Source organism: Gilliamella sp. B14384G10 (genome assembly GCF_016101685.1).
GTDB lineage: Bacteria > Pseudomonadota > Gammaproteobacteria > Enterobacterales > Orbaceae > Gilliamella > Gilliamella apis_A.
Map to the genome: position 1 here is coordinate 108,434 of NZ_JACFQA010000004.1, position 12,732 is coordinate 121,165.

Below are 12,732 nucleotides of genomic sequence, written 5' to 3' on the forward strand. Positions count from 1 at the left end.
CAAGCAATTGGGTTGAAAAATGATTGGCATCTTTTTCAACATTTTATAAACTTACATTCACCGCCACTTTCGGCGATATTTATAGGAAAAAAAAGAGTATGAGCACTATTGAAGAGCGAGTTAAGAAAATTATTGTTGAGCAACTTGGTGTGAAAGAGGACGAAGTTAAGAATGAATCTTCTTTCGTTGAAGATCTTGGCGCTGACTCTCTTGACACAGTTGAATTAGTTATGGCTTTAGAAGAAGAATTTGATACAGAAATTCCTGATGAAGAAGCTGAAAAAATTACAACTGTACAATCAGCAATTGATTATATTACTGCAAATCAATAAGGTTAGCAGAGTTTTCACAATAGGCGGTCAAATGATCGCCTAGTTTTTATTTATGTCTCTATTTTTATAGAGTGAATTTGACATAATTTAATTCTGAAAACTCATAATAAAATTTTCAATGATTCAAATTTCATTTCAATCCTTTTCTGGAGGACAATGTGTCTAAACGCAGAGTTGTTGTTACTGGAATGGGCATGATATCTCCATTAGGTAATACAGTTGAGTCTACTTGGCAAGCTTTATTAGCAGGTCAAAGTGGCGTAGAACTTATAGAACACTTTGATACAGCCCCTTTTGCAACCCGCTTCGCAGCGATGGTTAAAGACTTTAATGGCGAAGATTATAATATTTCACGTAAAGATGCTCGTAAAATGGATTATTTTATCCAATATGGTATTGCTGCAGGAATGCAAGCAATGCAAGATGCTGGCATTGAAGTTACTGAAGAAAACGCAGAACGCATCGGTTGTGCTATCGGTTCAGGTATTGGTGGACTAGGATTAATTGAAGAAAATCATAGTGCATTAGTCAATGGTGGACCGCGTAAAATTAGCCCATTTTTTGTGCCATCAACAATAGTTAATATGATTGCTGGTCATTTATCAATTATCTACGGATTAAAGGGGCCAAGTATTACTATTGCTACTGCTTGTTCATCGGGTGTGCATAATATTGGTCATGCTGCACGTATGATTGCTTATGGTGATGCCGATGCAATGTTAGCCGGTGGTGGTGAAAAAGCGAGTACACCATTGGGTATTGGTGGTTTTGGTGCTGCTCGTGCATTATCAACAAACAATGATAATCCTAAAGCTGCTAGTCGCCCGTGGGATAAAGATCGTGATGGTTTTGTGCTTGGTGATGGTGCAGGTATCATGTTCTTAGAAGAATATGAACATGCTAAAAAACGTGGTGCTAAAATTTATGCTGAGATCGTTGGTTTTGGTATGAGTGGCGATGCTTATCATATGACTTCACCTCCAGAAAATGGTAGTGGTGCAGCATTAGCTATGAAATGTGCTATTCGTGATGCAGGGATAACGGCGGAACAAGTTGGATATATTAATGCGCATGGTACGTCAACTCCGGCTGGCGATAAAGCAGAAACGCAAGCAGTTAAAAGTATTTTCCAAGAAAATGCTAATAAAGTAATGGTAAGTTCAACTAAATCAATGATTGGGCATTTATTAGGTGCTGCTGGTGCTGTTGAATCTATCTTTACGGTGCTTGCATTACGTGATCAAGCTGTTCCACCAACAATTAATCTTGATAACCCTGATGAGGGTTGTGATCTGGATTATGTTCCACATACAGCTCGTCAAGTGAAAAACTTAGAATATGCGCTTTGTAATTCATTTGGTTTTGGTGGTACTAACGGTTCAGTTTTATTCAAGAAGATCTAATCTTTTTCTTCCCATCACAATTAAGTGATGGGAATCACCTATTCTATTATCTTTTCTTTTGATAATACACTTCACAGACTAAAAAATGTGGCATATACCTCATTTTTAAAAATATTTAGTAGCTTAATATTAATAAAAGCGTATGTTTTAACTTAATACATGGATAAAAAATATTTTGCTGAATAATGGTAATAAGATTTATCTATGCAGGATTTTTTAATTTTTAGGAGCTGTTATTATGATTACTACTGCACTTTTCCCCAATCGATACATTCAAGGCTTTAATGCAATTGAAAATAGTTTAGGCGAAGAATTAGCGAGACTTGGAAAAAAAGCGTTATTGCTTGAAAGTCCATCTGCCCACAAAAATTTATCTAAAACTATCGAAAAATCACTATCAGATAAGATTGAAAGTGTCGTTGATATTTTTAACCGAGAATGTAGTGATGAAGAAATTAAAAGAATAATTGAGTTAGCCAAAACTCAAAACATTGATGTGATTGTTGGTATAGGTGGAGGGAAGGTTATTGATACAGCGAAAGCTGTAGCCGCAACTATTCATTATCCTTGTGTTGTTGTGCCAACGCTTGCCTCAACAGATGCACCTTGCAGTGCTTTATCAGTAATTTACACTTCAACAGGTGAATTTAAACGCTATTTTGTGCTACCAAGAAATCCTGATGTTGTTTTAGTTGATTCAAAAGTTATCGCTAATGCTCCTGCAAGATTTTTAGTTGCAGGTATGGGCGATGCTTTAGCAACTTGGTTTGAAGCCGAAGATTGTAGGCAATCAAAAGCAGGGAATATGAGTGGGCGACCTGGCCCAATGACCGCATTTGCGCTAGCAAAATTTTGTTTTGAAATATTGTTAAAATATGGTGTACAAGCTAAAAATGCTTGTGAACAAAAAGTAGTAACCTCAGCATTGGAACATGTGATCGAAGCTAATACGTTACTTTCTGGATTAGGATTTGAAAGTGGTGGCCTTTCAGCTGCACATGCCATTCATAATGGATTTACTGCATTAGAAGCGACACATGATTACTGGCATGGTGAAAAAGTGGCGTTTGGTACACTTGCTATGTTAATGTTAATTGATAGTGATCCACAAATGATTGAAACCGTTTATGATTTCTGTCAGTCCGTTGGGTTGCCAACCACTCTAGCAGAAATTGGTTTAGCTAATGTTAGCGATGATGACTTAATGCAAGTGGCAATTTTAGCTTGTGCGCAAGGTGAGTCAATTTATAATTCTCCTGCCGAAATCACTCCCGACACAGTATTTGCAGCAATAAAAGCCGCAAATGCTGAAGGTTTACGACGCAAATAACGTTTCGCATTTATCAACACTAATTCGATTAACGTCCGTTGTTTTATGACGGACGTTTTTGTAATTGATTAGTTGGTATAATTAGTGACAAATAAAGACAATAAGAAAATTCATATGGTTTATGCTATAATTGTGGCTAATTTTCTGGGTAATTATTTTTGGTAAATATGACTGAACCTAAGTTTATTCATCTTCACTTACATAGCGATTTTTCAATGATTGATGGCATAGCTAAAGTAGGTACTTTAGTTAATGAAGTAAGCAAGTTGCAAATGCCTGCTTTTGCCATTACTGATTTTACCAATCTGTGTGGACTGGTGAAGTTTTATGGTTCAGCAATGGGTAAGGGCATCAAACCGATTATTGGTGCCGATTTAGCCGTTAAAAATTCACAATTAAATGATGATGTTTATCGATTAACATTGTTAGCAGCAAACAATGAAGGCTATCAAAATCTTACATTATTAATCTCTAAAGCTTACCAGCGTGGTTATATTGGAGATATGCCGGTTGTTGATCAGGAATGGTTAAGGTCGCATCGCGATGGTTTAATTATATTAGCTGGTCGTGAAAGTGATATTGGTATTGGTATTATTCGCGATAATCAGGAAATTATTGAAGATGCAATTAACTTTTATCGAGAAAATTTTAATCAACACTTTTATTTTGAATTAGTTCGCACTAATCGGCTTAATGAAGAATTATTTATTCATAGCGCCATTCAGCTAGCTGAACAATATTCCTTACCTGTTGTGGCGACTAATGATGTACGATTTTTGAAATCTTCGGATTTTGAAGCTCATGAAATTCGAGTTGCTATTCATGATGGTAATACACTTGACGATCCTAATAGACCGAAAAATTATTCTGCTGAACAGTATTTGCGTACTGAACAAGAGATGTGTGATTTATTTTCAGATATTCCAGAGGCATTAGAAAACAGCGTAGAAATAGCTAAGCGATGTAATGTTACTATAAGGCTTGGTGAATATTTCCTACCGCAATTTCCTACTGGTGATATGTCGACGGAAGATTTTTTGGTACATAAATCTCGAGAAGGTTTAGAGGAGAGATTAGAATTTCTTTTTCCTGATCCGGAAGAACGAAAACAAAAACGTTCACAATATGATGAGCGATTAGAAACAGAATTAAACGTAATAAATCAGATGGGTTTTCCTGGTTACTTTTTGATCGTGATGGAATTTATTCAATGGTCAAAAGATAACGATATTCCCGTTGGCCCTGGGCGAGGATCAGGGGCAGGATCACTGGTTGCGTATGCTTTAAAAATAACTGATTTAGACCCATTAGCATTTGATCTACTTTTCGAACGTTTTTTGAATCCTGAACGAGTTTCAATGCCGGATTTTGATGTCGACTTTTGTATGGAAAAGCGTGATATGGTTATTGATCACGTTGCTGATATGTATGGTCGAGATGCGGTATCGCAAATTATTACCTTTGGTACTATGGCTGCAAAAGCGGTTATCCGTGATGTAGGGCGAGTACTTGGCCATCCTTATGGATTTGTCGATCGTATCTCCAAATTAATTCCTCTTGATCCTGGTATGACCTTAGCTAAGGCGTTTGAAGCTGAACCACAACTACAAGAGCTTTATGATAATAATGAAGAAGTTAAGTCTCTTATTGATATCGCAAGACAGTTGGAAGGTGTTAATCGAAATGCAGGTAAACATGCTGGAGGTGTCGTAATATCGCCAACTAAGATTACTGATTTTTCTCCTATTTATTGTGATCCAGAGGGGCATCATCCGGTAACGCAATTTGATAAAAATGATGTTGAATATGCTGGACTAGTTAAATTTGACTTCTTAGGATTACGTACCTTAACCATTATTGACTGGGCGATTAAAATGATTAATGAGCGTCAGTTAAGAGATGGCAAGCCAACAGTTGATATTACTCGTATTCCATTAGATGATGAAGAATCGTTCCAATTACTACTAAAAGCTGAAACTACCGCGGTCTTCCAATTGGAATCGCGTGGTATGAAAGATTTGATCAGGCGGTTAAAGCCAGACTGCTTTGAAGATATGATCGCTTTAGTTGCTTTATTTCGACCGGGGCCGTTACAGTCAGGGATGGTGGATAATTTTATTGACCGTAAGCATGGACGAGAAGAAGTATCTTATCCAGATATCAATCATCAACACGAATCTCTTAAACCAATATTAGAGCCAACCTATGGCATAATTTTATATCAAGAACAAGTTATGCAAATTGCCCAAACACTATCTGGTTATACGCTAGGTGGCGCAGACTTGTTACGACGAGCGATGGGTAAGAAAAAACCAGAAGAGATGGCTAAGCAGCGTTCTGTTTTTAAAGAAGGTGCGGAAAAGCAAGGCGTTGATGGTGAACTTTCAATGCATATTTTTGACCTGGTTGAAAAATTTGCTGGTTATGGCTTTAATAAATCTCACTCTGCTGCTTATGCGCTTGTTTCCTATCAGACTTTATGGTTAAAGACACATTATCCAGCTGAATTTATGGCTGCAGTAATGACTGCTGATATGGATAATACTGATAAAATTGTTGGTTTAGTTGACGAATGTCTAAGAATGGGGTTGCAAGTTAATCCTCCTGATATTAATAGTGGTCTTTACCATTTTCATGTGAATGATAAAGGTGAAATTGTTTACGGTATTGGTGCTATAAAGGGAGTAGGGGAAGGCCCAATAGAAGCTATTGTTGAAGCTCGTAATAGCGGTGGTTATTTTAAAAATATCTTCGAGCTTTGTGCTCGAACGGATATGAAAAAAATTAATCGTCGAGTGTTAGAAAAATTAACTATGGCTGGTGCTTTTGATAAACTAGGACCACATAGAGCGGCTATTTTACATAGTATCAATGATGCTATGCAAGCGGCAGATCAATATGCTAAAGCGCAGAATATTGGTCAAGAAGATATGTTTGGCGTCCTTGCTGAAGAGCCAGAACAAGTTGAGCACGCATATGCTGCTGTACCTGAATTACCAGCACAAGTTTTACTTGAAGGTGAACGTGAAGCATTAGGACTTTATTTAACCGGACATCCGGTTACCCAATATTTAAAAGAACTCAATCGATATTCCGGAGGTGTTCGTATTAGCGAGGCAGCACCTACTGGATGGGGAAAAATGGCTACTTTTGCCGGTATAGTTGTTGATGCCAGAGTTCGGATTACCAAAAAAGGTAATAAAATTGGATTATTCACTTTAGATGATAGGTCAGGACGAATTGATGGAATGCTTTTTTCTGAAGCATTAGATAAATTTGGGCATTTACTTGTAAAAGATAAAATTTTAATTGTCTCTGGTCAAGTAAGTCATGATGATTTCAATGGTGGCTTTAAATTATCTGTGCGAGACATTGTTGACTTAAAAGATGCTCGGGCTAAATATGTTAAGGGGTTAGCTGTTACATTAACTGATATTGAGGTTAATCGGACAATCCTACAAAGGCTTCAACAAATTATAGAACCTTATCGACATGGTAGTGTGCCTGTTAATTTATATTATCAAAGAGAAGACTCCATCGTACGCCTGCAATTTGGTACCACTTGGCGTATAGTACCTGAAGATGCATTAATAATAGAACTAAAAACCTTACTAGGTAATGAACGTGTGAATTTTGAATTTGATTAATTAAGTTATATTAATCGAATAAGTAATAAAAAATCTGGGCTATTTAGATGTAAAGATTTAAATAAACATTAAAGGTGCTATTTAACCTGTTTAAGTGTATTAATAATAAATATTGATGACTTCAATGACGATTACATAGTAAAATTGATTTAATTTTCTTTTAATAAATAGTCTGTATACTAAATTTAGTAACGTATTTTTTATAAAATACAAATAATACAAGAGGCAATCACAAGCGTTATGAACAATTTTTTGGAATTTGAAAAGCCGATAGCGGAATTAGAAGCAAAAATTAATTCCTTAAAGAATATTGATTCGCAACAAGTTGAATTAGATATTAATTTAGATAAAGAAATTAAGCAATTAAATCAGAAAAGTCGTGAATTGACTAAAAAAATATTTTCTAATCTATCGCCTTGGGATGTGGCTCAGTTAGCTAGGCACCCTAATCGTCCTTACACATTAGACTATATCAATGAAATTTTTACTGATTTTGATGAGTTAGCTGGAGATAGAGCTTATGCTGATGATAAGGCAATTGTTGGTGGTATAGCGCGTATAGATGATCGTCCTGTTATGGTGATTGGCCATCAAAAAGGTCGTGAAACTAAACAGAAAATCTATCGTAACTTTGGTATGCCAGCTCCAGAAGGTTACCGTAAAGCATTGAGATTAATGCAACTGGCTGAGCGATTTAAGTTACCAATTATTACATTTATTGATACGCCAGGAGCTTATCCTGGAATTGGTGCAGAAGAAAGAGGACAAGCAGAAGCAATTGCGCGTAACCTGCGTGAGATGTCACGATTAAATGTACCAACAATTTGTACAGTCATTGGTGAAGGTGGCTCGGGTGGAGCACTTGCAATTGGTGTCGCAGATAAAGTCAATATGCTACAGTATAGTACTTACTCCGTTATTTCTCCGGAAGGATGTGCATCGATTTTATGGAAAAGTGCTGATAAAGCACCAGTAGCAGCAGAAGCAATGAATATGACTGCTGATAAATTGATAAAATTGAATCTGATCGATTCTGTCGTACCAGAACCTCTTGGTGGCGCTCATCGTGACTATACTGCTGTTGCTACTTCACTTAAAGCACAATTATTAGCTGATCTGGATGAATTAGAAGGTTTAGCATTACCTGAACTGCTTGAAAGAAGATTCCAACGCCTTATGAACTACGGTTATGTTCGATAATTTAGGGATCGAAGGTAAATATGAATAAACCGACCGGATTGCAACGTATTATTAATGCGACAAAATATTCTTTGAAAGGATTTAAGTCTGCAATTAAATATGAAGTCGCATTTCGTCAAGAATTAATTGTCTTAATTCTTGCTTATATAACAGTAATGTTAATCGATTTTTCAATTTATGAACGCATTTTATTATTGGGATCAATTGGCGTTGTGATGATTGTTGAATTACTCAATAGTGCCATTGAATGCGTGGTTGATCGTATTGGTAGTGAAAGGCATGAATTGTCTGGACGGGCAAAAGATTATGGTTCTGCAGCGGTTTTCCTTTCCCTGTTACTAACTATAATTTTATGGATTTATCTGTTTGCTTGTCACTTCTTTCCTTGATTGACAAGAGCCCAATTTTTCTTTGTTTATCAAAAATGCGAGAGATTCTCGCATTTTTGATCTATAACAATTAGAAATCATTCTGGAACTAATTCTTTAATAAGATAATTCCCTGTTTTTTCTGTATCAAGGGTGTTTTTTAACCACGGCATAATGGTTTGCATTTGTTGCTGTAATTTCCATGGCGGATTAATAACGATCATACCTGAAGCCGTCATACCTTTCTGGTTATTATCTGGTTTGATTGCAAATTCAAATTGAGAAATTTTCTTAATCCCTAAGTTAACAATTTCATCTATCATCTTTTGTGTTTGGGTTCGAGAAACAACTGGATACCAAATTAAATAAATGCCTGTTGCGAAACGTTTATATGCTTCTAATAATGCTTTAGGGATTTTTTGATAATCATCTTTTATTTCATATGAAGGATCAATCAAAACAATGCCTCGACGAGATTCGGGAGGTAGTTTTGATTTTAATTGTGAAAATCCATCTTCTCTTAAAACTCGGGCCCGTTTATCTTTACTGAATTCTTGTCGCAATAATGGATAATCTGTAGGATGAAGTTCTGTAAGATTGATTTTGTCTTGTTCTCTTAGTAATTGTTTAGCAATTAAAGGTGAGCCTAAATAATATTTCAAGTTATCGAAAGGGTTATAACGTTTTAAAACCGATAAATAAGTATTAAGTAATTCAGGTGTTTCGGATTGTTGCCAAATTAAATTGATACCAGATAAATATTCTCCTGTTTTTTCAGAATGTTCACTTTGTAGTAAATAACGACCAGCTCCAGAATGAGTATCTAAGTATAAAAATGGTTTTTCTTTTTCTTTTAATGAGTTAATACATAATGTTAATACAATATGTTTTAATACATCGGCATGATTGCCTGCGTGATAGCTATGACGATAGCTTAACATGACTTATTTAACCTCTTTTTTTCATTTTTTTGCATATAAAAAGTAGTTAAAGCTAGACTTAACAGGCAGGGTATTTCCATTAACTCCTCAATTAAATCTTTGCGCTGTGGATCTAACACCAAAAATTGGTAACCTAAACGACGGTGTTCAGCAGTATCGGCGATACCTAAGAATAAAAAGGCGAAAAATAGATGCCAGACCGGAATTGTTTCATATTTATATCGACGAATTATTTCTTGGCGAATAGTTGGCAAAAATGTAGTTAGTAATGGAATTGCCATGATAATACCAGCAATAATTTTATAATAAAAACGAGGAACATCTGGGAAAAAATCTCGTCCCCAGCTGATACCTCTACCAAACAGCATAAACCACCAAAATATTGTCCAAATCCAAAATTTATACAGGTTTGAATGATTTTTAACACTTTTCGCATAAAAATAGCTATAACCGCACATAAATAATAAAAATAATGACTGGAGATGTTCGACTAAACTTACGGTTAGTTTGCCATATAATGGCAGACAAAAGTTACCTACGATATATAAGAAAAAGCTTAAGAGTACAATAAATATAGAACTTTTGTAAAAGTGGGTATCAAAATTAGGCATAATTTATTTTAAAATTAACTAAAGTTTTTAAGTTTTAGTATAGTACCGCATTTACGACATTGATAACTAGTTTTATTATTTATAATTTTTTTATGTCGTATTGGTGATAAATAATGCTCTTGGCAGTTACAAAAATATATATATTCGTTGCGTTTAATCTTGAAATTATGGGTCACTTTTGGTTCTTTTTTCATTATTTCAGACATGACATATTGCCATTCTTTGCCATGTGGTTTTACTTTACCAAAATATTGAAAAGTAATGAGATGAGCTAATTCATGAGGCACAACTTCATTAATAAAATCTTCCCTATTCTCATAGAGCATTGTGCTATTAAGTTGTATTTCCCAACGGGTTAATAATGCGCATCCAGCAATAGTACCTTTTGGTTTGTAACTGATTTTAGGCTCTTTATAATTGGTTGTTAATATTTGATTGGCTTGAATTAAGTGTGTTCTTAAACAAGCCAATACTTGATTTTGGAGATAAATTGGTACGCGTTTATAATCCTGCTGCATCGCGAAGAATAGCTGCCTTATCGGTTTTTTCCCATGGGAAGATATCTCGACCAAAATGGCCATAGCTTGCTGTTTTTTGATAAATTGGCTGGATAAGATCAAGCATTTGAATTAATCCATAAGGACGTAAATCAAAAAATTCTTTTATTAATGATATAATTTTATCTTGAGCAATTTTTTCAGTGCCAAAAGTATTAACATAAATAGAAGTTGGGTGAGCAACACCGATAGCGTAAGAAATTTGTAATTCACATTTATCAGCAAGTCCTGCGGCTACAATATTTTTGGCAACATATCTTGCAGCGTAAGCTGCTGAACGATCCACTTTTGAAGGATCTTTCCCTGAAAATGCTCCACCACCATGTCGTGCGGCACCACCATAAGTATCAACAATAATTTTTCGACCAGTTAAACCACAATCTCCCATAGGACCACCAATAACAAAACGTCCAGTAGGATTGATAAAATATTTTGTTCTTGAAGTTAACCACTCGCTTGGTAGGGTTGGTTTAATGATCTCTTCCATTACCGCTTCATGTAACGCTTTTTGTTCAATGTCTTCTGAATGTTGGGTCGATAAAACTATAGTATCAACGCCTTGAATTTTTCCATCTTGGTAAATTAATGTGACTTGGCTTTTGGCATCAGGTCTTAACCATGGGAGACTACCATTTTTTCTTACTTCAGCTTGACGACGCATAAGATCATGAGCATAACTAATTGCTGCTGGCATTAAGTTAGGCATTTCATTGGTAGCATAGCCAAACATAATACCTTGGTCACCAGCACCTTGTTCCAGTGGATTTTGACGATCAACACCTTGGTTAATATCCGGCGATTGCTTACCAATTGCATTGAGAACTGCACAAGAATTGGCATCAAAGCCCATTTCTGAACTAGTATAACCAATATCATTAATGGTTTTTCTGGTTAATTCTTCAATATCAACCCAAGCCGAAGTTGTAATTTCTCCACCGACTAATGCCATACCGGTTTTTACGTAAGTTTCGCAAGCAACTCGTGCTTTAGGATCTTGTTCTAAAATAGCATCTAATACTGCATCAGATATTTGATCGGCTATTTTATCTGGATGACCTTCTGATACAGATTCTGAAGTAAATAGAAATTCTGACATGTTTTACCTTCTTTAACTTATTTAGTGCAATTCTCTAAATATAAAATAACTATGAAAGATGCTTATGTTTAGCAGTTTTACCATCTAGACGTCCATTTTAATGATTTATTCTAAAAAAAGCCAGCATTACCGCAAACAAAATTACTTGCATAAAATTTTAATCAATTTAGGATATGGCTCGTTTATTTTTTTAACCTTCATTAACTATATATGAATATTGTAAAACAATCTCCCACAGTATTAGTTTTTGATTCGGGTATCGGTGGATTATCTATTTATAATGAAATCTATAATAAAATACCGAATCTACATTATATTTATGCTTTTGATAATGAAGGTTTTCCCTATGGTGATAAATCATCTGAATATTTAATCACTAGAGTGAATCGTATCATTGCTACCATTTTACAATCATACTCTATTGATTTAGCAGTCATTGCATGTAATACCGCTAGCACTATTTGTTTACCCAGTTTACGAACAAACTTTACCTTTCCAATTGTTGGTGTTGTACCTGCAATTAAGCCTGCCAGTAAAGTTACTAAAAATAAATGCATAGGTTTATTGGCAACAAAGGCAACAATACAACGGGCATATACAAATAATTTGATCCAAGAATTTGCGCCAGATTGTAGTGTAAAGTTACTTGGTTTATCAGAATTAGCTCATATCGCTGAAAATAAGCTACAAGGGATTGCTGTTGATATGCAGCAACTTGAAACATTATTGCTGCCATGGCTTAATTTATCTACTATCCCCGATACTATTGTGCTTGGCTGCACTCATTATCCATTTATTAAAGATGAGTTAAAAATACTTTTTCCTAATACAACTTTCATCGATTCAGGATATGCAATTGCTTCAAGAGTCAATACATTGCTTAATGATCAGTATGATCTAAATAGTTTAAGCGAACTATCCACTCTAGATAATATTGTTATAAGTACATTACATAATCAGCAGGTTGAAAAATTAACTAAAAAATTCACTGAATATAATCTTAATAAATATCATTGTATTAGCGTTCATGCTGATTAAAGCTTATTCGAACAAATAAATAATTGCAATTTTTCACTTGCCAAAAAAAAAGAAGTGCCTATAATGCGCATCCACTGACACGGCGTCAGCGACAAGCAGACAAAGGTCGTGTTAGTGAGCAAGGTCAAAAATTTTAAAAAAAGATCTTGACGAATGAAAAGGTGTAGCGTAGTATACGCAGCCCTTGAGACAGCAAACTGAAACAAGAA

Annotated in this window: 11 protein-coding genes; 7 read left to right on the plus strand and 4 right to left on the minus strand. The window is 35.3% G+C overall.

Annotation, left to right across the window (positions count from 1 at the left end; genetic code table 11):
• Positions 1–98: 98 nt before the first annotated feature.
• The 6 genes from acpP (at position 99) to H3T54_RS10130 (ending at position 8,301) form a co-directional block, all read left to right on the plus strand.
• Entirely contained in the window at positions 99–332 is a 234-nt protein-coding gene (acpP, locus tag H3T54_RS10105; RefSeq protein ID WP_025316503.1) for an acyl carrier protein, read from the plus strand.
• A 158-nt stretch (positions 333–490) separates the two neighbouring features.
• A complete protein-coding gene (gene fabF / locus H3T54_RS10110) occupies positions 491–1,735 on the plus strand; it encodes a beta-ketoacyl-ACP synthase II (protein ID WP_065614599.1) in 1,245 nt (414 codons plus the stop codon).
• A 238-nt stretch (positions 1,736–1,973) separates the two neighbouring features.
• The gene (locus H3T54_RS10115) at positions 1,974–3,065 is read left to right on the plus strand and encodes a glycerol dehydrogenase (RefSeq protein ID WP_198222299.1); all 1,092 of its coding nucleotides are present in this window, start codon (positions 1,974–1,976) and stop codon (positions 3,063–3,065) included.
• Positions 3,066–3,232: 167 nt separating this feature from the next.
• Positions 3,233–6,712: a DNA polymerase III subunit alpha gene (dnaE, locus tag H3T54_RS10120; protein WP_198222297.1), complete on the plus strand. Its 3,480-nt coding sequence runs from the start codon at positions 3,233–3,235 to the stop codon at positions 6,710–6,712.
• A 240-nt stretch (positions 6,713–6,952) separates the two neighbouring features.
• The gene (gene accA / locus H3T54_RS10125; RefSeq protein ID WP_086362808.1) at positions 6,953–7,912 is read left to right on the plus strand and encodes an acetyl-CoA carboxylase carboxyl transferase subunit alpha; all 960 of its coding nucleotides are present in this window, start codon (positions 6,953–6,955) and stop codon (positions 7,910–7,912) included.
• A 20-nt stretch (positions 7,913–7,932) separates the two neighbouring features.
• Complete coding sequence (locus tag H3T54_RS10130; protein ID WP_144190411.1) at positions 7,933–8,301, plus strand: diacylglycerol kinase; 369 nt, start codon at positions 7,933–7,935, stop codon at positions 8,299–8,301.
• 77 nt (positions 8,302–8,378) lie between these two features.
• Here H3T54_RS10130 and H3T54_RS10135 read toward each other — a convergent pair whose 3' ends face one another.
• From H3T54_RS10135 to metK, 4 genes are all read right to left on the minus strand, one after another.
• A complete protein-coding gene (locus H3T54_RS10135) occupies positions 8,379–9,221 on the minus strand; it encodes a 23S rRNA (adenine(2030)-N(6))-methyltransferase RlmJ (protein ID WP_110448543.1) in 843 nt (280 codons plus the stop codon).
• The gene (locus tag H3T54_RS10140) at positions 9,215–9,589 is read right to left on the minus strand and encodes a hypothetical protein (RefSeq protein WP_110448542.1); all 375 of its coding nucleotides are present in this window, start codon (positions 9,587–9,589) and stop codon (positions 9,215–9,217) included. The genes H3T54_RS10135 and H3T54_RS10140 overlap by 7 nt, the downstream gene beginning before the upstream one ends.
• Positions 9,590–9,846: 257 nt before the next feature.
• A complete protein-coding gene (locus tag H3T54_RS10145) occupies positions 9,847–10,350 on the minus strand; it encodes a SprT family zinc-dependent metalloprotease (RefSeq protein WP_198222295.1) in 504 nt (167 codons plus the stop codon).
• Positions 10,334–11,485, minus strand: coding sequence for a methionine adenosyltransferase (gene metK / locus H3T54_RS10150; protein WP_198201722.1), 1,152 nt, complete (start codon positions 11,483–11,485; stop codon positions 10,334–10,336). Before metK ends, H3T54_RS10145 begins: the two co-directional genes overlap by 17 nt.
• Positions 11,486–11,695: 210 nt before the next feature.
• Here metK and murI point away from each other — a divergent pair, with 210 nt between their 5' ends.
• Positions 11,696–12,523 (plus strand): glutamate racemase, encoded by an 828-nt coding sequence (murI, locus tag H3T54_RS10155; RefSeq protein WP_198222293.1) that lies wholly within the window; start codon positions 11,696–11,698, stop codon positions 12,521–12,523.
• Positions 12,524–12,732: the final 209 nt, after the last annotated feature.

Bases quoted from the DNA above. Each gene is read 5' to 3' on its own strand.
- acpP (WP_025316503.1), top strand. From the start codon at position 99: ATGAGCACTATTGAAGAGCGAGTTAAGAAAATTATTGTTGAGCAACTT.
- H3T54_RS10115 (WP_198222299.1), top strand. From the start codon at position 1,974: ATGATTACTACTGCACTTTTCCCCAATCGATACATTCAAGGCTTTAAT.
- dnaE (WP_198222297.1), top strand. From the start codon at position 3,233: ATGACTGAACCTAAGTTTATTCATCTTCACTTACATAGCGATTTTTCA.
- accA (WP_086362808.1), top strand. From the start codon at position 6,953: ATGAACAATTTTTTGGAATTTGAAAAGCCGATAGCGGAATTAGAAGCA.
- H3T54_RS10130 (WP_144190411.1), top strand. From the start codon at position 7,933: ATGAATAAACCGACCGGATTGCAACGTATTATTAATGCGACAAAATAT.
- H3T54_RS10135 (WP_110448543.1), bottom strand. From the start codon at position 9,221: ATGTTAAGCTATCGTCATAGCTATCACGCAGGCAATCATGCCGATGTA.
- H3T54_RS10140 (WP_110448542.1), bottom strand. From the start codon at position 9,589: ATGCTGTTTGGTAGAGGTATCAGCTGGGGACGAGATTTTTTCCCAGAT.
- H3T54_RS10145 (WP_198222295.1), bottom strand. From the start codon at position 10,350: ATGCAGCAGGATTATAAACGCGTACCAATTTATCTCCAAAATCAAGTA.
- metK (WP_198201722.1), bottom strand. From the start codon at position 11,485: ATGTCAGAATTTCTATTTACTTCAGAATCTGTATCAGAAGGTCATCCA.
- murI (WP_198222293.1), top strand. From the start codon at position 11,696: ATGAATATTGTAAAACAATCTCCCACAGTATTAGTTTTTGATTCGGGT.